The organism is Streptomyces sp. NPDC043726, assembly GCF_056436565.1.
Genome location: NZ_JBWKCI010000001.1, coordinates 486,650 through 508,096 on the forward strand (window position 1 = coordinate 486,650; position 21,447 = coordinate 508,096).

The following is a 21,447-nucleotide window of genomic DNA, read 5'->3' on the forward strand; positions in this document are numbered from 1 at the left end:
GCGATGGACTCTGTGACACACACCATAACGCGATGTATCGCGTCTCTCAATGGGATTACTCGAACGAGTGACGCAGTCGGTTCTGACCTCAGTCGATGACCGTGTAACCGGCCTCGCGCAGGGCCTGGCCGACCTCGGCGCAGTGCGCCGGACCCTTCGTCTCCAGGTGCAGCTCGACCTCCGCCTCCGTGAGCCCGAGCCGGGGATCGGTCCGCACATGGCTCACGTCGAGGACGTTAGCGTCCACCACTGACAACACCCCGAGCAGCGTCGCGAGCGCCCCCGGACGGTCCGTGAGCCGCAGCCGTACGGCCAGGTAGCGGCCCTGCGCCGCCATGCCGTGCCGCAGCACCCGCTGCATCAGCACCGGGTCGACGTTGCCGCCGGACAGCACCGCGACCACCGGGCCCTCGACGGAGCCGGGATCGCTCAGCAGCGCGGCGACCGGGCTCGCCCCGGCCGGTTCCACCACCAGCTTGGCCCGCTCCAGGCACAGCAGCAGCGCCGTGGACAGCTCGTCCTCGGTGACCGTGCGGACCTCGTCCACCAGATCGCCGATGATCCGGAACGGCACATCGCCGGGCCGCCCGACCTTGATGCCGTCGGCCATCGTCGCCGGGTTCCGCACCGACACCGGACGCCCGGCCGCCAGGGAGGGCGGATACGCCGCCGCGCCCGCCGCCTGCACACCCACGATCCGCACGTCGGGGCGGATCGCCTTCACCGCCACCGCGATGCCCGCCGCGAGCCCGCCGCCGCCGATGCCGACGACGATGGTGCGCACCTCCGGGCACTGCTCCAGGATCTCCAGGCCGACCGTGCCCTGGCCCGCGATGACGTCGGCGTGGTCGAAGGGGTGGATGAACACCGCACCGGTCTCGTCCGCGTACTCCTGCGCGGCGGCCAGCGTCTCGTCGACGACCTGTCCGTGCAGGCGCACCTCGGCGCCGTAGTCCCGGGTCGCGCTGATCTTCGGCAGCGGGGCGCCCCTGGGCATGAACACCGTCGACCGCACCCCGAGCAGGGACGACGCCAGCGCCACACCCTGCGCGTGGTTGCCGGCGCTGGCCGCGACGACTCCGGCGGCCCGCTCCTCCGGCAGCAGCCCGGCGATCCGGACGTAGGCGCCGCGCAGCTTGAACGAGCCGGTCCGCTGGAGGTTCTCGCACTTGAGGTGCACCGGCGCGCCCACCAGCTGGGACAGGTGCCGGCTGCCCTCCATCGCCGTCACCCGAGCCACGCCCGTGAGCATCTTCTGGGCGCCGCGCACGTCGTCGAGCGTGACCGGGGGCAGCAGGTCGGCCTTGCGGTAGCTCATGACCCAAGTCTCGCAGTTCACACAGGCGCACTCCTGGTGTGACCAACCACCGAGACGGGTTTGCGCAGCGCCGGTACGGCCCGCCTCCCAACCCCGTACCCTGTCCCCCAACCCAGCACCCTTCATGAAGTGAGCCCCCGGCCATGCCCACAACACCTGGAATGTCGATGGACATGTCGACCGTCGGTGACACCGGTCTCCTCGACACGCTGCAGCACGAGGTGGCGGTGTTCGCCCGTCGTGCCGAACAGACCCGGCTCGGCGGGGTCGGGCAGGTGCGCAACTCCATGGACCGCGCCGCCTACCTGCTGCTCAACCGCCTGGACAAGGAAGGCCCCATGGGGGTCAAGGCGCTCGCCGCGAGCATGGGGATCGACTCGTCGACGGTCACCCGGCAGGTGGCTCCACTCGTGGACACCGGGCTTGTCAAGCGCACTTCGCACCCCGAGGACGGCCGGGCCGTGGTGCTGCAGCTCTCCCCGCGCGGGCAGTCCCGCCTCGAGGAAGTACGGTCCTCCAGGCGTCAGTTGATGGCCGAGCTGACACACGACTGGGCGCCGGAGGAGCGCGAGGCGTTCTGCACGCTCCTCACGCGCTTCAACAGCGCACTGTCCGCCCGCATGGCCGCCCACGGCGTGCCGGGCGCGGAACCGGCACCGGCCTCCTGAGGAACTGAACTGGGCCTCCTCAAGATCCCGGCCTTCTGAGGCTCTCGGCCCTCTGAGGCTCTCGGCCTCCTGAAGATCCCAGTCTTCTGAAGATCCCGGCCTCGCGAAGGTCCCGGCCTCATGAAGATTCCGGCCACCCGAAAGTCCCGGCCTTCTGAGGATCCGGGCCTCCCGAAAGTCCCGGCCTCCTGAGGATCCGCACACGCGCGTGCCGCCCGGCTCTTGACCCCGGGCCTCCCCTGGCCTCATATGAAACCGGGTCCCCTTCGTACGCCCCGTACGTGGCCGGATCCGCTGACTCAGGGGGTCGCCCTCAGGCGGGAGGCGCGGTGCGAGAACGGCTTGCGTTCCAGGACGCCCGCCGGGCCCGGGAGTTCGAGGCGTTCGTCGCGGGCGCGGCGGGCCGGCTGCTGCACACCGCCCTGCTGCTCACGGCGGAGGCACCGGCCGACCACCCCCGCGCGCGGCGCCTGCTGACACTCGCCCTCGCCCATACCTACGCGGTCTGGGACCGGCTGCGCGGCGAGGACCCCTACGACCACGCCCGGCAGTATCTGGCCACCCGCTTCGCGCGCGGGGCGTGGCACCAGTACGGCGGTCTCGGCCGGGCCCGCCCGCACCCCGAGAGCCCACTGGCCGTGCTGAGCCCGCAGGAACGTCTCGTCCTGGTGCTCCGGCTGTACGAGGGGGTCGCCGAGGAACAGACGGCGGCCCTGCTGGGACTGCCCACCGAGCGGGTACGGACCCTGTGCGACCGGGCCACGGCGACCCTGCTGCACCCCCCGCGCGGGCCCGCCCCCGCGGTCGTACGGGCGAGGGCGGCCGCGTCATGAACCGGACCGAACGCGAGGCCGCCGTACGGCGGATCATGGAGCGCACGTCACCGGCCGTACCGCCCGACCTGTACGGGGACTCCGTCCGGCGCGGCGGGCGGATGCTGCGGCGCCGCAGGGCCCTCCGCCGGCTGCTGTGGCTGCTGATGCTCGCCGCGACGGTGGCGTTCCTGGTGTGGGCGCTGACGGCACACCCCTGGGTGGAGCCGCCGTCGGAGACGACTCCACCGCTGACCGGCTGGTGAGCCCACCTGGGGGTGGCTAGCCGAGCGCCTGCTGGAGGTCCTCCAGGAGGTCCTCCACGTTCTCGATGCCCACGGACAGACGGACCAGGTCGGCGGGCACCTCCAGCGCGGAACCGGCGGCCGACGCGTGCGTCATGCGGCCCGGGTGCTCGATCAGCGACTCGACACCGCCGAGGGACTCGCCGAGCGTGAACACCTTGGCGCGGTTGCAGACCTCGACGGCCGCCTCCTCACCGCCCGCCACCTGGAAGGAGATCATGCCGCCGAACGACCGCATCTGCTTGGCGGCGACCTCGTGACCGGGGTGCTCGGGCAGGCCCGGGTAGAGCACCTTCGTCACGCGCGCGTGCCGGGAGAGCATGTCGGCGACCTTGGCGGCGTTCTCGCTGTGCCGGTCCATGCGCACCGACAGCGTCTTGGTGCCGCGCAGCACCAGCCACGAGTCGAAGGGCCCCGCGACGGCGCCCATCGCGTTCTGGTGGAAGGCCAGTTCCTCGCCGAGCCCTTCGTCGCTCACGATCAGCGCGCCGCCGACGACGTCGGAGTGGCCGCCCATGTACTTGGTCAGGGAGTGCACCACGACATCGGCGCCGAGCGACAGCGGCTGCTGGAGGTAGGGCGTGGCGAAGGTGTTGTCGACGACGAGACGCGCGCCCGCGTCCCGGGCGATCTGGGCGACCGCCGCGATGTCGGTGATACCGAGCAGCGGGTTGGAGGGGGTCTCGACCCACACGGCCTTGGTCTTCGGGGTGATCGCGGCCCGTACGGCGGCCGGGTCGCTGGTGTCGGCGACCGACCACTCCACGCCCCAGCGGGCGACGACCTTCGCGAACAGGCGGAACGTGCCGCCGTACGCGTCGTTGGGGATGACCACGTGGTCGCCGGGGCTGAGCAGCGTACGCAGCAGGCAGTCCTCGGCCGCCAGTCCGGACGCGAACGCGAGCCCCCGACGGCCGCCCTCGAGGGCTGCGAGGTTCTCCTCCAGGGCGGTCCTGGTGGGGTTGGCGCTACGGCTGTACTCGTAGCCGCCGCGCAGGCCGCCGACGCCGTCCTGCTTGTAGGTCGAGACCTGGTAGATGGGCGGGACGACCGCACCGGTGAGGGGGTCCGCCGTGTTGCCCGCGTGGATGGCGAGCGTCTCGAAGTGCTGACTGATGTGCCTGTCGCTCATGAGTCACGAGCGTAGTGCGCCGACGGCTCTGATGGCGGAGCGGAGGAGTTTTCCACAGGCCGCGGACCGGGTTGGCCAATTGTCCGTGCGGTCTGGAACGCTTGTGGCATGGAAATTCTCTGGGTCCTGGTGGCGCTGGTCATGATCGGCTTCGTGGTGCTGCCGTTCATGCGGCGCCGGCGGGGCATGATCGAGCAGGTCTCGCCGGGTCACCCGGACGCGGCGGACCCGGCGAACTACGGCTTCGCACGGCAGGAGGAGCTGGACGTCCGGATGCCCGGACCCGACCAGGACCTGCTGGACGTGCTGGACGTGGTGCAGCGCACCCAGGACTACCGCGCGGCCTCGCAGCTGCTCGCGGGCACCGAGTCCGAGGGCGAACGGCGCTGGCAGCGGGTGCAGGCCTTCGCGGGCGCCGCCTCGCTGGAGCTCCAGCAGCGGCCCGGCGGGGTCAGCGATTCGCCCGGCGGGCAGTGGCTGCGGGTGTGGCGGGCCGAGCAGCCCAAGGACGCGGGTGGCGCGGCCGTGCACGCGGAGTTCCTGGTGCAGCAGGCGTGGCGCACCGCGACGCCCGGCACGGACGAGTTTCGGATCATCATGGAGGAGGCGAGGTCGGCCTGTGGCGAGGCGGCGCTGCTCGCCCCCGGCGACCCGATCCCGTACATCGTCGAGCTCTCGGTCGCCCGGGGCCTCGCCTATTCGCAGCCGGAGTTCGAGCAGCTCTGGCTGAAGATCCTGGACCGCGCGCCGAACCACATGGGCGCCCATCTGGCGGCCCTGCACTACTGGTGCGAGAAGTGGCACGGCTCCCGTGAGCAGGCGTACGGCTTCGCGGAGGCCGCGGCCGCCCGGGCGCCCCGGGGTTCGCTGCTCGCCGCGATGCCGCTGTTCGCGGTGTTCGAGCACCTTCCCGAGGTCAACCTGGTCAGCGGCTTCTATCAGAGCGAGGTCGTGACCAAGGCGATGCACGGCGCGCTGCACGCCGTGCACTCGGCCCGCCCCGACGACCCGATGCTGGCGCACGTCCGTCATCTGCTGGTGTTCTTCCTGGTCCGGGCCGAGCGCTGGGCGGAGGCCATGAACCAGCTGATACACGTGGACGGCCATGTCGGCGCCCTGCCGTGGACGCTCTCCCCGGACCCGGCCGCCGAGTTCGCGGTGTACCGGGCGCTCGCGGTCGCGGGCTACGAGGCCAACGGCGGCAGCCCGGCGACGCTCCCGCACTGAGGAATGCCCGGGGGTGGCGGGCATGTTGACGTGTCCGCCACCGTGGGATGGGAGCCCGCATGTTCCTGTACAGCCGTACGCCCCAGCTGCCGACGCCCGAGCAGGCGCTGCGCGGCCGCCCCGAGCCGGTCTTCGCGGTCCCCGACCGCCACACCGTCCTCGGCACCCCGCTGCTCGGCCCCTACCCCGAGGGCCTGGAGACCGCCGACTTCGCCCTGGGCTGCTTCTGGGGCGCCGAGCGCAGGTTCTGGCGGCTCGGAGAGGGCGTGTGGACGACACTGGTCGGCTACCAGGGCGGCTACACCGAGCACCCCACGTACGAGGAGGTCTGCTCGGGTCTGACGGGCCACACGGAGGTGGTCCGCGTGCTCTTCGACCCGGCCCTGCTCCCGTACGAACGCCTCCTGAAGACCTTCTGGGAGTCCCACGACCCCACACAGGGCTTCCGCCAGGGCAACGACGTCGGCACCCAGTACCGCTCGGCGATCCACACCCACACCCCCGCCCAGGCAGCGGCGGCGGCCTCCTCCCGAGCGGCCTACCAACAACGCCTCACAGCCTCGGGCCACGCCACGATCACCACAGAAATCCTCCCCGCGAAGGACCGCCCCTTCTACCCGGCAGAGCCCTACCACCAGCAATACCTCGACAAAAACCCGGCGGGGTACTGCGGGATCGGCGGGACGGGAGTCAAGCTGAGTACCCCGTTCGAGACTGACTGGGGGGCGTCTTGCCCCACGGGCATTGGACCTGGTGGGGAGTAGGCGAAACGCTCGTTCGAGCTTCGCGCAGCGGCTCTGGGGGTGGGCTGGCATGGACGAACTCTGGAGTGCGATCGGCGCCATCAGCGGTGCCGGAGCTTTGGTTGTCACCCTTGCGGCCTGGTGGAGCCAGCACCGGCGAACGCTCACGGTCGGCCGAGAGGCAACCGCGCGTGACGCCAGGGCAGCCCAAGGACGAGCGGCCTTGGTGATCGCGTCTGCTCCCTGGTCAAGCAGCACGACAATCGATGTACTGATCACCAACGGAGGCTCCACCGCCATCACGGACGTCGAAGTCATGGATGTCCGGCGCCACCCTGCTCACCCCGGGGAGGGCTGGCGCCTCGCCCCCGCCCCCATACCGACCAGCCGGGCCGCGTGCATTCTTCATCCGCGGGAGTCGCTGGCAACGAAGGTTGAGTTGGTCGATGCTTCCGGTGAGGTTGTCGGCCAGGCCACGCGCATTGGCCTGATGGTCGTCTTCAGATTCATGGACGCGGACGGGCAGTGGTGGCGCCGGGAAATGGGTCGGCCACCAGAGCGATACGAGATGCAGCCTGCTGCGTAGCCTGTTCACCTGACAGCACAGGATCGGCGGGACGGGGGTGGCCTGTCCGATCGGTGTGGCCTCGTCCGGCGGCTGAGGCGAGGCGCGGGCGTAAATCAGTGGTCGCTCAGCCCGGGTCGTCGCCAGGCTGTGCGTCATGGAAGAACCGCACCGCAGGATCCATGCCGTCTACGCGGAATCCACGATCACCGTCTATCAGGCCTACGCCCCGGAGATCGGCCTGCCCGCCGCCCGTGAGGGGCGTTTTCCCCCTGCGTGGAAGCGGGACCGGATGACGTGGATCAAGCCGTGGGCGCTGGGCAACGCCTGCCTGTCGAGTCACGTGCCCGGCCTGCACCCCGATCGGGCCGCCTGGCAGCGGCAGTTGAAGCGGGCGCCCGCTCGCGTGCAGTGGGATCCCGAGCGGGACCTGCGCCTGCGGCCGCTGCCGTATCGGTCCCTGCAACTCGGCCTTTCCCATGAGGCCGCACGACGCTACGCGGACGAATGGACGGTCTCCATCAGGGACGTCACCCCACTCGCCCGCGAAAGCCACGCCCTCGTCAGCGGCGGCGACCTGGACTCCGCCGGCCGGCTGCTTCCGCGCGAACGTCCCTACCCTGTTGACGAGGAGTTTCTTACCCATCTGCGGGGATGACGGCGCGGTCGCCCCCAGGAATTCGGTTGCGTCCCGACGCCGTGCCCCCCTTGCATGGACGCCATGGCCGATGTTCAGGGCTCGTACGACGACCTGTTCGCCGCTGTGCCCGGGGCGCTGGCGGAGTTGGTGGATGGTGGGGATCTGGGGGGCTCGGTGGCTGTCTTCGTGGACGGCGAGCCCGTGGTGGACGTGTGGGGCGGGTTCGCCGACGCCGGGCGGAGTGTGCCCTGGGAGCGGGACACCCTCGTCAACGTCTGGTCCGTCACCAAGACCATGACGGCCCTGTGCGCCCTCGTCCTGGCCGACCGCGGCGAGCTCGACCCGGACGCGCCCGTCGCCCGGTACTGGCCCGGGTTCGCCGCGAACGGCAAGGAGCGCGTCCTCGTACGGCATCTGCTCGCGCACACCGCCGGGCTGCCCGACTGGGATCCGGCGCTGCCCGTCGAGGACTTGTACGACTGGGGCACCGCCACCGCCCGGCTCGCGGCGCAGGCTCCGCGCTGGGAACCGGGTACCGCCGCCGGATATCACTCGCTCACCCAGGGGTTCCTCGTCGGGGAGCTCGTACGGCGGGTCAGTGGGCGGGAACCTGGCGTGTTCTTCGCTCAGGAAGTCGCCCGTCCCCTCGGCGCCGACTTCCACATCGGGCTGCCCGCCGAGCACGACCCCCGGGTCGCGCTCACCGTCCCGCCCCCGGGCCGGGACCAGGACTACGCCGCGAGTACGGCCGGACAGAGCGCACCCGCACCAACCACGGGCGTCCGCGTCCGTGACGGCAACAGCGTCGCCTGGCGTCGCGCCCAGATCCCCGCCGCCGGCGGCTTCGGCAACGCCCGCTCGGTCGCCCTGGTCCAGTCGGTGATGGCCTGCGGCGGTGCCGTGGGCACGACCCGGCTGCTGTCGCGGGCCGGCTGTGACCGCGCCTGGGAGGAACAGTTCGCCGGCGAGGACCTCGTGCTCGGCATGCCGGCTCGCTGGGGCCTCGGCTACGGTCTGTTCGGCACCACCTACGGGTGGGGCGGCTGGGGCGGCTCGCTCGTGATGATCGAGCCCGAGACCCGCTCGGTCGTGGCGTACGTGACCCACCAGATGCGCGAACCCGCCGAGGACACCCGGGGGTTGGAGATCGTGATGGCGGCTCAGGACGGGATCGAGGCACTGCGGAAGTGATCACCGAGTATCAGCGGACCCTCCGGGACCGCCTCCTCGCCGCGCCCGTCGTCCCCGCCCCGCACCCCTGGCGGCCGGTCTTCGCGCCCCACGGCGACAGCGGCGCCCCGCGCTACGGCGACAGCGGCGTCCCGCCCTGCGCGGCCGTCGGCGGCCTGCTCGGCATCGGCTTCGCCACCGACCCCGGCACCGGGCACGACCTCGTCATGGTCGTCTCGCACGACGGCCACGGCCTCTTCGACGCCGTGACCGGCGAGAAGATCGCCCGCGACCGGGACCCCGACCCCGAGCACAGCACCCCCGACACCGCCCCCGACCTCACCTGCCCCGGATTCGGGCCGATCGCCGGGAGCCGGGTGCCCATCGCCGGGCTCTTCGGCGGCGGGCTGCATTCCGGCACCGGTGACAGGTGGGACGTAGAGGTGGAAACGCCCGAGTGGCCGCACCAGCGGGTCCTGCTCTCGCACGGCGGCAAGCGGTTCCACAACAGTGCCCACGGCGACGGCTGGTGGCACGTCCTGCACTCCTCCTACTCAACCTTCCGCGCCGCGGGCTTCTCCCCGTCCGGCGAGACGCTCGCCGTCGCCACCAGCAGCGACGTCACCCTCTGGACGCGCCGCTGACGGTTCGCGCAGTCCCCGTGCCAGCAGCCAGGCGAGGGCGGGCAGTACGGCCAGGGGCGCCATCGCCGTACGGAGCGAGGTCGCGTCGGCGAGGGCGCCGATCACCGGGGTCGCCAGGCCGCCGACGCTCACCGTCAGGCCCAGCGTGATGCCGCCGGCCGTGCCGACCCGGGTGGGCAGATAGTCCTGGCCGAGGGTGACCTGGAGGGAGAAGGGGACGTACAGGCCCGCCGAGGCCAGCGCGACGAAGACGTAGACCGAGGGGCCCGGGGCCAGGACCACGCCCGTGACCGCCACGACCGTGAGCAGGTACGACCGGCGCACCACGGTGACCCGGTCCAGGCGTTCGGCCAGGGCCCCGCCCAGCACACTGCCCACGGCGCCACCCGCGTACAGGACGCACAGCGCGGCGGTACCGGCCGCCGTACCGCCGCCGGTGCGCTCCTGGACGAGGAACGCGACGAAGGTGCTCAGGCCGATGAAGGTGATCGACCGGCAGACCACGGCCAGGGACAGCCTCGTGAAGGAACGGACGTCGTCCCGGGCGGGCTTCGACTCCGCGTCCCCACGAACCTCAGCACCATCGTCAGCCGCACCCGCACCCGCAGGTCCGTCACCCCCGGACAACCCCCGCACCGCCGCAAGACACAGCGCGCCGCCCACCACCGCCGGGATCACCAGCCACGGCGTCAGCACCAGCCCGCCCGTCGCGACCACCGCCGCGACCAGCAGGGGCGCCGCCGCGAAGCCGAGTGTGCCGCCGAGCGAGAACCAGCCCATCGCGGTGTGGCTCCCCCGCGCCGCGAGCCGCGCCACGCGCGCCGACTCCGGGTGGTACGCCGCCACGCCCACCCCGGACAGCGCCACCAGCGCCAGCGTCGGAGCGTAGGAGTCCGTAAGGCCGCTGAGCGCGATGCCGGTGCCGCCGAGGAGCGTGCTCACGGGGAGCAGCCAGGGCAGGGGCCGGCGGTCGGTCAATACGCCGAACAGCGGCTGGGTCACGGAGGAGAGCAGGGAGGCGGCGAGCACGATGCCCGAGGCGGCCGCGTAGGAGTAGGCGCGCTCGGCGACGAAGAAGGGGATGAGGGACGCCACGGCGCCCTGGTAGACGTCGACGCAGGCATGCCCGGCCGACAGCAGAATGATCGACTTGTTTCTCCGCACCGGGCCATCGTGGGCGGAGCGCACCCTGTCGGGCTTCCGATAATCTGCCATTCAATGCAGCAGATCCGCCATCAGCCCACCGCCCCCACCCGCGCCCAATGGCTGGCCCCGGGCGCCGCCATCGACGCCCACCGCCACGACGAGCACCAGATCGTGTACGCCGCCCGTGGGGTCCTGGCGGTCACCACCGACGCCGGGTCCTGGGTCGCGCCGGCCACCCGGGCGGTCTGGGTGCCGGCCGGCACCGTGCACGCGCACCGGGCGTACGGAGGGCTCGAACTGCACCTCGTCGGGCTGCCCGCGGCCGAGAACCCCCTCGGCCTGGACGAGCCGACCGTGCTCAGCGTCGGGCCGCTGCTGCGCGAGCTGATCGCCGCCTACACCGAGGCTCCGCGGGAGGACAGCCCCGAGCGGTCGCGGCTGCGGGCGGTGCTGCTCGACCAGTTGCGCGCCTCGCCCCAGCAGCCCCTGCACCTGCCCGCCCCCACGGCGCCCCAACTCCGCTCGCTGTGCGCCCTGTTGCACGAGAACCCCGCCGACCAGCGCACGCTCGCCGCACTGGGCCGGGAAGTCGGCGCCGGTGAGCGGACGTTGTCCCGGCTCTTCCGGGCCGATCTCGGGATGACCTTCCCGCAGTGGCGCACCCAACTGCGGCTCTACCACGCGCTGGTGCTGCTGGCGGAGGGCCGGGCGGTGACCGCGGTGGCGCACGCGTGCGGCTGGTCGTCGGCGAGCGCGTTCATCGATGTCTTCCGGCGGGCCTTCGGGCACACGCCGGGCACGCACCAGCAGTGAGGGCCCCGGAGGGGGGTGACCCCGGGGCCCTCACCGGCACACCACTCGGATCGTCGCGGTGGCGATCACCGCTCGGATCGTCGCGGTGGCGATCACCGCTCGGATCGTCGCGGTGGCGATCACCGCTCAGATCGTCGCGGTGTCGATCACGAACCGGTACCGGACATCGCTGGCCAGCACCCGCTCGTACGCCTCGTTGATCTCGGACGCGGCGATCAGCTCGATCTCCGCGCCGATGCCGTGCTCGGCGCAGAAGTCCAGCATCTCCTGGGTCTCGGGGATGCCGCCGATGGCGGAACCGGCAAGGCTCTTGCGGCCCAGCATCAGCTCGAACAGGTTGAGCGAGATCGGCTCCTCGGGGGCGCCGACGTTCGCCAGGGTCCCGTCGACCTTGAGCAGTGACAGCAGTGCGGCGAAGTCCATCGGCGCCGACACCGTCGAGACGATCAGGTCGAAGGTGCCCGCCAGTTCCTCGAAGGTCTTCGGGTCGCTGGTGGCGTGGTAGTGGTCCGCGCCCAGCTTCAGTCCGTCGTCCTTCTTGCGCAGGGACTGCGACAGGACGGTCACCTCGGCGCCCATGGCGTGCGCGATCTTGACGGCCATGTGGCCGAGGCCGCCCAGGCCGACGACCGCGACCTTCTTGCCGGGGCCTGCGTTCCAGTGGCGCAGCGGGGAGTAGGTGGTGATGCCCGCGCACAGCAGCGGCGCGGCCACATCGAGGGACAGGCCGTCCGGGATGCGGACGACGTAGCCCTCGTCGACGACGATCTTCTCCGAGTAACCGCCGTAGGTGGGCTCGCCGTTCCTGTCGAGGGCGTTGTACGTGCCCACCATGCCGCCCCCCGTGCAGTACTGCTGGAAGCCGGCCTTGCAGTTGTCGCACTCGCGGCAGGAGTCGACCATGCAGCCGACGCCCACGCGGTCGCCGACCCGGTACTTGGTGACGCCGGAGCCGACCTCGGCGACGATGCCCGCGATCTCGTGGCCGGGGACCATCGGGAAGATGGCCTCGCCCCAGCCCTCACGGGCCTGGTGGATGTCCGAGTGGCAGATGCCCGCGAACTTGATGTCGATCAGCACATCGAACTCGCCGACCGCACGGCGCTCGATGGTGGTGCGCTCCAGCGGCGCCTTGGCGGCGGGAGCGGCGTACGCAGCGACAGTGGTCATGGGAGTGGCTCTCCTCAGAGGTTGCGTGCCCGGCTGCCTTCCGCCGGGCACGTCCTCCAGACTGCCGAGGGCGCGAGCGTTTACCCAGGTCACGGCTTTGCGTACGTCTGGCGTTCCTACTACTGAGAGGGTCAGGCTGGTGGGCGTACGACCGGGAATACTGGACGGCATGGACGAGCAGCCCGAATCTCCGGCCGGGCCCGGCGGCGGCCTGGACCCGCGTGCCGAGCTGAGCGAGTTCCTGCGCACCCGGCGTGCCCGGCTGAAGCCGGAGGATGTGGGGCTGCCCGACTTCGGACGGCACCGCAGGGTGCCGGGGCTGCGGCGCGAGGAGCTGGCGCAGCTGGCCGGGGTGTCGGTGGCGTACTACACGCGCCTGGAGCAGGGCAACGGGCGGAACGTGTCGGCGGAGGTGCTGGACGCCATCGCGCGGGCGCTCAGGCTGAGCGAGGCCGAGTACGCGCACCTCATGCATCTGGCCAAGCCGAAGCCGCAGAAGAAGAAGCAGCAGGCCGGGCGGACGGAGCAGGTGCGCGGGGCGCTGCGGCAGCTGCTGGACTCGATCGACACCGTCCCGGCGTACATCACCGGACGGCGCTCGGACCTGCTCGCCTGGAACCGGATGGCCGCGGCCGTCTTCGGGGACTGGGCGGAGCTGCCGGCGCAGGAGCGGAACTGGGCGCGGCTGGTGTTCTTGCGCCCGGACTACCGGGAGCTGTTCGTGGAGTGGGACCAGAAGGCCTACGACATGGTCAGCTATCTGCGCATGGACGCGGGCCGCCACCCGGACGACCCCCTGCTCTCCTCCCTGGTCGGTGAACTCTCCCTGAAGAGCGAGGAGTTCCGACGGCTGTGGGCCACGCATGACGTCAAGGAGAAGAGCTACGGCGTCAAGCGGATGCGGCACCCGTTGGTCGGCGAACTGACCCTGAACTTCGAGTCGTTCACCCTGACCGACGGCTCGGAGCAGTCCCTGGTCACCTACCACCCCGAGCCGGGCTCACCCTCGGCCGAGGCGCTGCGCCTGCTGGCGAGCTGGGGCGCGGACGCGACCAGGGCCGGGACCGGAGCCGGGGCCGTTCAGCCCTGATACGGCGGCGCGGCCCCCCAGTTCCACTTCGGCACCGGCTGCTCGGCCGGAGGCTTGGCGTCGGGGCTGGAGAAGTAGACCGCCAGGCGGGTGCCCCATTCCACGTAGGCGAGGAACGCGCTGCGGAACTCGGCGTCCGTGGGCAGGCCCGCCTCGTCGGCCGCGTCCTGGATGAGGTTGACCCAGCGGCGCCGCTGGGGCTCGGTGATGTTCAGGCCCAGGTGCTTGGCGACCATGTGTCCGTGGCCGCCCTGGGTGTCGGAGTAGGCGGTCGGGCCGCCGAGGACCTCGCCGAACCAGAGGGCGACATGCTCGGCATGGGCCTCGGGCAGGCCCTGGAACAGCGGGGCCAGGAGGTCGTCCTTGCGGACCCGGTCGTAGAAGGCGGTGGTCAGGCGGGCGAGTGCTTCGGCGCCGCCCGCCCACGCGTACAGCGTCGGCACCGCGGAGCCGGTCCCGCGCACGCTGGTCGCCTTGTAGTGCCGCATCTCCTCGATGTTGCCGATGAAGGGGCGGATCTCGGCCAGGAAGTCGGGGAACAGTTCCGAGTTGCGGAAGCCCTCGACATGGTCCTCGGTCGAGGTCCAGGTGATCCGGAGGACGAAGTGCTCGAAGTCCTCCTCGCAGCGCGTGAGTTCGTAGTCCACGCACTCCGGGGCGGCCGCGAGACTGATCGCGGCGCGGGTGTAGGCGGCCAGGAACTCCGCCGACTGCTGCTCGGGAATGCGGTACCGGACGTATTCCACCGTGTGAGCCGTCATGCGCCCACACAAGCACGGACGCCGGGCGGAAGCTGCTCTTCCGGCGCTGGGCGGACCCGTGTCAGCGCTTGGCGTAATCAAGCCACGCTGACAGTGGTGTGCGGGCCCGCTCCTGGCTCGCGGACAGCCTTCTCATGCTTCTCTTATTTCAGCCTTATCGAGTCATCACGCGCTGTCCCTAGCTTGCGGCGCATGTTCTTCACCTACCTGAGGCGCGAGCTGCGCCGCCGCAGAAAGGCGGCCCTCGTCGTCGCCTCCGGTCTCGCGCTGGGCATCGCCCTCGTCATCGTGGTCAACTCCGTGTCCTCGGGCATGTCCAAGGCCCAGGACAAGGTCCTGGAGTCGCTGTACGGGCTCGGCACCGACATGACGGTCACCAAGGCGGCCGCCGCCGAGGGGAGTCAGCCGGAGCGGCCGCGCTTCGAGTTCGACGCGCGGGACGAGGACTCCGACGAGGAGCAGAGCAGCGACCGGGTCATGGTCCAGGGCTTCCAGACCCTGGCGAGCTCGACCGTGGACAAGGTCGGCTCGCAGAGCGGGGTCTCGGACGCGGTCGGCGGGCTGAGCCTTCAGGTCATCAAGGTCAGCGGGCAGTTCCGGCGGGGTGAGTTCCAGCAGGACGGGGGCTCGGCGCAGGGCCAGGGACAGGGCGGTCCGGGCGGCGGCATGCAGTCTCCCGAGGGCCGGGTCGAGGGCGGCGGCGCCGAGTTCGACGTCAACAACTACTCGGTCTACGGCACGGACGTCACCGAGCCGGCGCTGGGTCCGCTGACCTCCTCGAAGATCACCAGCGGCCGTACGTTCAAGTCGTCGGAGACCGACGCCAAGGTGGTCGTGGCCGATGCGTCGTACGCCAAGGAGAAGGAGCTGAAGGTCGGCTCCACGGTGACCGTCAAGGGCACCAAGTTCGAGGTGATCGGCATCGCGACGCCGGAGAGCGGGGACGCGGCGGCCAACCTCTACATCCCGCTGAAGCAGGCGCAGACGCTGAGCGACTCGAAGAACAAGGTCACCACGATCTACGTCAAGGCGACCGACTCGCAGCGGATCGAGGCCGTGAAGTCGGAGATCCAACAAAACATCTCCGGTACGACGGTGACGACGTCGGCGGATCTGGCGGACACGGTGTCGGGGTCGCTGTCGACGGCGTCGGACCTGGCGTCGAGCGTCGGCAAGTGGCTGTCGATCGCGGTACTGGCGGCGGCGTTCCTGGTCGCCGGACTGCTGACCTCCTCGGCGGTGTCGCGCCGGGTGCGGGAGTTCGGCACGCTGAAGGCGCTGGGCTGGAAGTCGGGCCGGGTGACCCGGCAGGTGGTCGGTGAGGCGGTCGTCAACGGCCTGGTCGGCGGCGCGCTCGGCATCGCGGTGGGCCTGGCGGGCGCCTACGTGGTGACGGCGATCAGCCCGACCCTGGAGGCCCAACTCGGCGGCACGGGCGGCGGCTTCGGCGGCGGCCCGGGTGGTGGTGGCATGGGCGGCGGCCCCGGCGGCGGCATGGGCGGCCCGGCGGCCCAGCAGTCGTCGAACGCCCTGGAGGTCGCCCTCACGGCCCCGGTCAGCGCGACGACGATCGCCCTGGCGGTGGGCCTGGCGGTGGCGGGCGGCCTGATCGCGGGCGGCTTCGGCGGCTGGCGCGCCTCCCGTCTCCGCCCGGCGGACGCACTGAGGCGAGTCGAGTAGCGAACTCCCCCGAAGCAGCCCGAACACCACTTCAGGAGCCACCCCATGTACGAACTCAGAAACGTCTCCAAGCTCTACACCCGGGGCAAGGAAACGGTCCGCGCCCTCGACGGAGTCGACCTCACCATCGCCGACGGCGACCGGCTCGTCATCCAAGGCCCCACCGGCGGGGGTAAGTCCACGCTTCTCCAGATGCTCGGCGGACTCGACCGGCCGACATCCGGTGAGGTCGTTTTGGATGGCACAGATCTCGCCAAACTGTCCGAGGCCAAACTCACCGGCGTGCGCAGCGCGAACATCGGCTTCGTGTTCCAGAGTTTCAATCTGATCCCCACACTGACCGCACAGGAGAACGTCGAAACCGCGCTCGTACCGCTCGGCGTGAAGGTGAAGGACCGGCGTGAACAGGCGGCGGAGGCGCTGAAGTCGGTGGGCCTCGGGGAGCGGCTCACGCATCTGCCCTCGGAGATGTCCGGCGGTCAGCAGCAGCGTGTCGCGATCGCTCGTGCCCTGGTCAAGCAGCCCAAGGTGCTGCTCGCCGACGAGCCCACCGGCAACCTCGACGAGTCGATGCGCGACGAGATCATGGACGTACTCGAACGCATGTGGAAGGAGTTGGGGCTCACTTTCATCATGGTCACGCACGATTCGTCCATCGCGAAGAAGGCCCCCCGCCTCGCGACCATCCGCAAGGGAAAGATCTCCGTCAAGGAAAACGCGGGCGCGTAAGTCTATTGAGGTCGCTGATCACCCCCCGGCATACTTCGTATTCCGGGGGGTGCACGTACGTCTGTGCAGGACTGCCCCCGGCCGGGTGAACGGGGAAATTCGCCCGGTACTTCAGCAAGGGGGAAACTTGCGCAGACAAGTGAAAAGAGCATGCGCGGCCACCGTCGCCACGGCGGCCGCCGTCGCCCTCGCCGCCGGCATGACCAGCCCGGCGTCGGCGAAGCCCGAGCAGCGGACCGGTTCCGCCGCCGCCCAGCTCACCGCCCACCACCGCATCACCCTCATCACGGGTGACCGGGTCAGCGTGGACGCCAAGGGCCGGGTCGTCGCCCTGCAGCGGGCGGAGGGCCGGAAGCACATACCCGTTCAGATCCGCAAGGACGACGGGCACACGCTCGTCATACCCGCCGACGCGGCCCGGCTGATCACCGCCGGCAAGCTCGACCAGCGGCTGTTCGACATCACCGAGCTCAGCAAGTCGGCGACCCGCAAGTCGCAGGCCAAGGGCCTGAAGGTGATCGTCGGCTACAAGGGCGCCGCCGCCGGCACCAAGGCCGACGTCCGGGACGCGGGCCAGCTCCGCCGGACCCTGAAGTCCCTCAACGCGGACGCCGTGCAGACGCCGTACACCGAGACGCCCGACCTCTGGGACGCCGTCACCAACGGCGACCGGACGGCCTCCGGCATCGCGCACGTCTGGCTCGACGGCACCCGCAAGGCCACGCTCGACAAGTCCGTCGCCCAGATCGGCGCCCCCAAGGCGTGGTCGGCCGGGTACGACGGCAAGGGCGTCAAGATCGCCGTGCTGGACACCGGCGTCGACGCGAACCACCCGGACCTCAAGGACCAGGTGATCGCCTCGAAGAACTTCACCCCGGCCGCGACCGACGAGGACAAGGTCGGCCACGGCACGCACGTCGCGTCCATCGCGGCGGGCACCGGAGCGAAGTCCGGCGGCAAGTACAAGGGTGTGGCGCCCGGCGCCGACATCCTCAGCGGCAAGGTCCTCGACGACACCGGCTCCGGTGACGACTCCGGGATCCTCGCCGGCATGGAGTGGGCGGCCGAGCAGGGCGCCCAGGTCGTCAACCTCAGCCTCGGCGGCATGGACACCCCCGAGGTGGACCCGCTGGAGGCGGCGGTCAACAAGCTGTCCGCCGAGAAGGGCATCCTGTTCGCCATCGCGGCGGGCAACTCGGGCCCGGAGTCGGTCGGTTCGCCGGGCAGCGCGGACGCCGCGCTCACCGTCGGCGCGGTCGACGACAAGGACAAGCTGGCCGACTTCTCCTCCACCGGCCCGCGGCTCGGCGACGGCGCCATCAAGCCGGACGTCACCGCGCCGGGCGTGGACATCACCGCCGCGTCCGCCAAGGGCAGCATGATCGAGCAGGAGGTCGGCGAGAAGCCGGCCGGCTACCTGACCATCTCGGGTACGTCGATGGCGACGCCGCATGTCGCCGGTGCCGCCGCGATCCTGAAGCAGCAGCACCCGGAGTGGACCTACGCCGAGCTCAAGGGCGCGCTGACCGCGTCCACCAAGGGCGGCAAGTACACGCCGTTCGAGCAGGGTTCGGGCCGCATCCAGGTCGACAAGGCCATCAAGCAGACCGTGATCGCCGACCCGGTGTCGGTGTCCTTCGGGGTGCAGCAGTGGCCGCACACCGACGACACCCCGGTCACCAAGGAGCTGACGTACCGCAACCTCGGTACGGCGGACGTCACGCTGAAGCTGTCGTCGACCGCCACCGACCCCAAGGGCCGGCCGGCCCCGGCGGGCTTCTTCAAGCTGGGCGCCACCACGGTGACCGTCCCGGCGGGCGGCAAGGCCACCGTCGGCTTCACGGTCAACACCAAGCTGGGCGGCACGCTGGACGGCGCCTACTCGGCCTACGTGACGGCGACGGGCGGCGGGCAGAGCGTGCGTACGGCCGCCGCGGTGCAGCGCGAGGTGGAGTCGTACGACGTCACCGTCAAGCACATCGGCAAGGACGGCCGGCCGACGGACGTCTACAACACCGTCCTGCTCGGCTACTCGAGCCTGGCCAACGGCCGTGCCTTCGGCGTTCCGCCGGTCGCTTCCGGCACCACCACGATGCGGCTGCCCAAGGGCCAGTACCTGCTGGACGCCTGGATCGCCAAGGACTTCAGCGACCTGGAGGGCGGCCTCGACTGGCTGGTCCAGCCGCGGCTGAACGTCACCAAGGACACCTCGGTCACGATCGACGCCCGTAAGACCAAGGCGGCCGACATCACGGTGCCGGACGCCGAGGCCAAGCAGCTCTCAGCGATGATCAACTACATGTACGACCCGGCGGGCATCGGCATCGGCGTCGGTCTCGACTCCTTCGCCAATGTGCGCATGGCCCACCTGGGCGGCGAGGTCTCCGGTCTCCAGCAGACCTGGAGCGGCCAGTGGACCAAGGGCGCCAGCGCCGAGTACGACGTGGCCACCACCGCCAAGGTGAAGAAGATCCAGGGCGACAAGGTCCGCCACTTCAAGGCCAACGAGCTCGCCACGGTGAAGAACCGGCTCGGCGCCTCCTCCTCCGGCAAGACCGGTGGTGTGGTGTCGTGGGGCATGTTCCCGCAGGACGTGGTGATCGGCATGCCCGTCGAGCAGAAGCTGCCGGGCACGCGCACGACGTACGTCTCGACGGCCGACAAGATCCAGTGGACCTTCGACCTCGAGCAGTACGGCAGCCGCAGCCCCGAGGGCTTCCCGATCCCGGACGCCTTCTACACGCTGGGCGCCCCGCAGACCTTCAAGGCGGGCCAGACCTACCAGAAGACCTTCAACAACGCGGTCTTCGGTCCGCACATCAACGCGGACTACGGCCTGTTCCGTGAGGGCAACAGCATCTACGGCTTCCTGCCGCTGTTCGCCGACGCGGCCAAGCACGCCGGCTCCTCGGACTTCACCTCGGTGAAGACGGAGCTGTACCGCAACGGCACCAAGATCGGATCCAACACCGACCCGCTGTTCGGTGAGGGCGCCTTCAAGGTTCCCTCCGCCGAGGCCGAGTACAAGCTGACGACCTCGGTGAAGCGGAGCGTCAAGGTCGCCGCCGCCTCCACGCGGATCGACGCGAGCTGGACGTTCAAGTCCAAGAAGCCGGCCTCCGACCAGGTCAAGCTCCCTGCCTCCACGGTCCGCTTCAACGCGAAGACGGGTCTGGACAGCCGGGTCGAGGCCGACAAGAAGCAGACCTTCCCGGTCAGCGTCGTGGGCGCAGCGGCGGGCGGCAACCTCAAGTCGCTGTCGGTGTACGTGTCGTACGACTACGGCCAGACCTGGAAGAAGGTCAAGGTCACGGGCGGCAAGATCACCGTGAAGAACCCGGCCGAGGGCAAGGCCGTCTCCTTCCACGCGAAGGTCGCCGACAAGAAGGGCAACAAGGCGACCATCTCGATCTACAACGCGTACTACGGCAAGTAGCAGCGACAAGTGAGCGGCCCCCGGGACCTGATGGTCCCGGGGGCCGCTTGCTGCGGGGAAGGCAGGCGGCTCAGACCGCCGAGCCCGCCTTCCAGTCCGCCCAGCTCATGTTCCAGCCGTTGAGGCCGTTCTCCGGGGCCACCGTCTTGTCGCCGGTGTTCTGGACGACGACGACGTCACCGACGATCGAGTTGCTGTAGAACCAGTAGCCCTCGGTGCCCTTGTCGTTGGCGCCCTTGGTGTCGTTCAGGCCCACGCAGCCGTGGCTGGTGTTGACGTTGCCGAAGACCGAGTCGGCGCCCCAGTAGTTGCCGTGGATGAAGGTGCCGGAGTTGGTCAGGCGGATGGCGTGGGGCACGTCCTTGATGTCGTACTCGCCCTTGCCGTCGTCGTCGGTGAAGCCCACGGTCGCGCCGTTCATGCGCGTCTCCTTGAACATCTCCGACATCACCATGATGCCCTCGTAGGTCTTGTTCTCCGGCGAACCGGCCGAGATCGGGATGGTCTTGACGACCTTGCCGTCCTGGGTGACCTTCATCTGCTTGGTGTTGGCGTCGACGTAGGACACCTGGTTGCGGCCGATGGTGAAGGTGACCGTCTTCTGCTGGACGCCGTAGACGCCCTCGGCTCCCTCGACACCGTCGAGCGCGAGCTTCAGCGTGACGGTGGAGCCTTCCTTCCAGTACTCGTCCGGGCGGCAGTCCATGCGCTGGTCGTTGAACCAGTGGCAGGCGACCTCCTGGCCGCTGGTGGTGGAGACGGTCACGCCCTTCTGGACGTCTGCCTTGTTGGTGATCGCCTTGTCGAAGTTGATCGAGACCGGCATGCCCACGCCGACGGTGGAGCCGTCCTCCGGCGTGAAGTAGCCGAGGAAGCTGTTGTCCGGGGAGACCGTGCTGAAGGAGGCGTTCTCGTGGGCCTCCAGGCCCTTGGCGTCCTTCGCGGTGACCGCGATCTTGTAGGTGGTGGACCGCTCCAGCGGGGCGTTGGGCTTCCAGCTGGTCTTGTCCGCGGATATCGCGCCCTCGACGGCGGCACCGTCGGCGGTGGTCATCGTCACCTCGGTGAGCGTGCCCTTGCTCACGGTGACGGCGGCGGAGTTGTTGATGGAGGCGTTGTCGGTGCCGTCCTTCGGCGTGATCTTGATCTGCGCCTCGGAGGTCTTCTGAGCCGCCGCCTCGTCGACCTTGGCCTGCGAGGTGTCGCCGCCGTCGTCACCGGACGCTTCGTCGCCGCCGGAGCACGCCGAGAGCACCAGCACACCACCGAGCAGAGCGGACGCGACCGTCAGGCCCCTGCGCCGCTTACCGACCGTCATCACACGCTTCTCCATCGTCGCCGAACCCGGAAACCCGAGAGTCCCCATCAAGAATCTTCAACGCTACGACCGGTTCGTCC

The 21,447-nt window shown here is 70.4% G+C and carries 20 protein-coding genes; 14 read left to right on the forward strand and 6 right to left on the reverse strand.

The window, feature by feature from the left end; translation table 11 throughout:
• Nucleotides 1-88: 88 nt before the first annotated feature.
• The gene (gene ilvA / locus AC068Z_RS02215; protein WP_478551444.1) at nt 89-1,318 is read right to left on the reverse strand and encodes a threonine ammonia-lyase; all 1,230 of its coding nucleotides are present in this window, start codon (nt 1,316-1,318) and stop codon (nt 89-91) included.
• 161 nt (nt 1,319-1,479) lie between these two features.
• On the opposite strand from ilvA, the gene AC068Z_RS02220 reads away from it, so the two are divergent.
• The 3 genes from AC068Z_RS02220 (at nt 1,480) to AC068Z_RS02230 (ending at nt 3,064) form a co-directional block, all read left to right on the forward strand.
• Nucleotides 1,480-1,986 carry a MarR family winged helix-turn-helix transcriptional regulator gene (locus tag AC068Z_RS02220; RefSeq protein ID WP_478551446.1) on the forward strand — a complete coding sequence of 169 codons (507 nt, stop codon included), beginning with the start codon at nt 1,480-1,482 and terminating at the stop codon, nt 1,984-1,986.
• A gap of 329 nt (nt 1,987-2,315) precedes the next feature.
• Nucleotides 2,316-2,819, forward strand: a complete 504-nt coding sequence (locus tag AC068Z_RS02225) for a sigma factor-like helix-turn-helix DNA-binding protein (RefSeq protein ID WP_478551448.1) — start codon at nt 2,316-2,318, stop codon at nt 2,817-2,819.
• Nucleotides 2,816-3,064, forward strand: coding sequence for a hypothetical protein (locus AC068Z_RS02230; RefSeq protein WP_478551450.1), 249 nt, complete (start codon nt 2,816-2,818; stop codon nt 3,062-3,064). The genes AC068Z_RS02225 and AC068Z_RS02230 overlap by 4 nt, the downstream gene beginning before the upstream one ends.
• Nucleotides 3,065-3,080: 16 nt before the next feature.
• Here AC068Z_RS02230 and AC068Z_RS02235 read toward each other — a convergent pair whose 3' ends face one another.
• Complete coding sequence (locus AC068Z_RS02235) at nt 3,081-4,235, reverse strand: cystathionine gamma-synthase (protein WP_478551451.1); 1,155 nt, start codon at nt 4,233-4,235, stop codon at nt 3,081-3,083.
• A gap of 108 nt (nt 4,236-4,343) precedes the next feature.
• Between AC068Z_RS02235 and AC068Z_RS02240 the strand changes: the two genes are divergently transcribed.
• The 6 genes from AC068Z_RS02240 to AC068Z_RS02265 all read left to right on the forward strand — a co-directional run bounded on the left by AC068Z_RS02240 (nt 4,344) and on the right by AC068Z_RS02265 (nt 9,224).
• Nucleotides 4,344-5,462, forward strand: a complete 1,119-nt coding sequence (locus AC068Z_RS02240) for a hypothetical protein (protein WP_478551453.1) — start codon at nt 4,344-4,346, stop codon at nt 5,460-5,462.
• 59 nt (nt 5,463-5,521) lie between these two features.
• Complete coding sequence (gene msrA / locus AC068Z_RS02245; RefSeq protein ID WP_478551455.1) at nt 5,522-6,226, forward strand: peptide-methionine (S)-S-oxide reductase MsrA; 705 nt, start codon at nt 5,522-5,524, stop codon at nt 6,224-6,226.
• A gap of 49 nt (nt 6,227-6,275) precedes the next feature.
• On the forward strand, nt 6,276-6,791 hold the full coding sequence (locus AC068Z_RS02250; protein WP_478551457.1) for a hypothetical protein: 516 nt from the start codon (nt 6,276-6,278) through the stop codon (nt 6,789-6,791).
• A gap of 136 nt (nt 6,792-6,927) precedes the next feature.
• Nucleotides 6,928-7,428, forward strand: a complete 501-nt coding sequence (locus tag AC068Z_RS02255; protein ID WP_478551459.1) for a DUF4291 domain-containing protein — start codon at nt 6,928-6,930, stop codon at nt 7,426-7,428.
• A 63-nt stretch (nt 7,429-7,491) separates the two neighbouring features.
• On the forward strand, nt 7,492-8,601 hold the full coding sequence (locus AC068Z_RS02260) for a serine hydrolase domain-containing protein (protein WP_478551461.1): 1,110 nt from the start codon (nt 7,492-7,494) through the stop codon (nt 8,599-8,601).
• Nucleotides 8,598-9,224, forward strand: coding sequence for a hypothetical protein (locus tag AC068Z_RS02265; protein ID WP_478551462.1), 627 nt, complete (start codon nt 8,598-8,600; stop codon nt 9,222-9,224). Before AC068Z_RS02260 ends, AC068Z_RS02265 begins: the two co-directional genes overlap by 4 nt.
• Here AC068Z_RS02265 and AC068Z_RS02270 read toward each other — a convergent pair.
• A complete protein-coding gene (locus AC068Z_RS02270) occupies nt 9,135-10,388 on the reverse strand; it encodes an MFS transporter (RefSeq protein ID WP_478551463.1) in 1,254 nt (417 codons plus the stop codon). The two genes, AC068Z_RS02265 and AC068Z_RS02270, sit on opposite strands and share 90 nt — an antisense overlap.
• A gap of 54 nt (nt 10,389-10,442) precedes the next feature.
• Here AC068Z_RS02270 and AC068Z_RS02275 point away from each other — a divergent pair, with 54 nt between their 5' ends.
• Nucleotides 10,443-11,183, forward strand: a complete 741-nt coding sequence (locus AC068Z_RS02275; RefSeq protein ID WP_478551464.1) for an AraC family transcriptional regulator — start codon at nt 10,443-10,445, stop codon at nt 11,181-11,183.
• A gap of 126 nt (nt 11,184-11,309) precedes the next feature.
• On the opposite strand, the gene AC068Z_RS02280 is transcribed toward AC068Z_RS02275, so the two are convergent.
• Nucleotides 11,310-12,353: an NAD(P)-dependent alcohol dehydrogenase gene (locus tag AC068Z_RS02280; RefSeq protein WP_478551466.1), complete on the reverse strand. Its 1,044-nt coding sequence runs from the start codon at nt 12,351-12,353 to the stop codon at nt 11,310-11,312.
• Nucleotides 12,354-12,522: 169 nt separating this feature from the next.
• Here AC068Z_RS02280 and AC068Z_RS02285 point away from each other — a divergent pair, with 169 nt between their 5' ends.
• Complete coding sequence (locus AC068Z_RS02285; RefSeq protein ID WP_478551468.1) at nt 12,523-13,443, forward strand: helix-turn-helix domain-containing protein; 921 nt, start codon at nt 12,523-12,525, stop codon at nt 13,441-13,443.
• Here the strand turns inward: AC068Z_RS02285 and AC068Z_RS02290 are convergent.
• Entirely contained in the window at nt 13,434-14,204 is a 771-nt protein-coding gene (locus tag AC068Z_RS02290; protein WP_478551470.1) for a globin domain-containing protein, read from the reverse strand. The two genes, AC068Z_RS02285 and AC068Z_RS02290, sit on opposite strands and share 10 nt — an antisense overlap.
• Before the next feature lie 192 nt (nt 14,205-14,396).
• Here AC068Z_RS02290 and AC068Z_RS02295 point away from each other — a divergent pair, with 192 nt between their 5' ends.
• From AC068Z_RS02295 to AC068Z_RS02305, 3 genes are all read left to right on the forward strand, one after another.
• Nucleotides 14,397-15,884 (forward strand): ABC transporter permease, encoded by a 1,488-nt coding sequence (locus tag AC068Z_RS02295; RefSeq protein WP_478551471.1) that lies wholly within the window; start codon nt 14,397-14,399, stop codon nt 15,882-15,884.
• Nucleotides 15,885-15,929: 45 nt separating this feature from the next.
• Entirely contained in the window at nt 15,930-16,613 is a 684-nt protein-coding gene (locus AC068Z_RS02300; protein WP_478551472.1) for an ABC transporter ATP-binding protein, read from the forward strand.
• Between the two features lie 199 nt (nt 16,614-16,812).
• A complete protein-coding gene (locus AC068Z_RS02305) occupies nt 16,813-20,049 on the forward strand; it encodes a S8 family peptidase (protein ID WP_478552261.1) in 3,237 nt (1,078 codons plus the stop codon).
• A 70-nt stretch (nt 20,050-20,119) separates the two neighbouring features.
• Here AC068Z_RS02305 and AC068Z_RS02310 read toward each other — a convergent pair whose 3' ends face one another.
• The gene (locus AC068Z_RS02310; protein WP_478551474.1) at nt 20,120-21,382 is read right to left on the reverse strand and encodes a L,D-transpeptidase; all 1,263 of its coding nucleotides are present in this window, start codon (nt 21,380-21,382) and stop codon (nt 20,120-20,122) included.
• Nucleotides 21,383-21,447 lie beyond the last annotated feature (65 nt).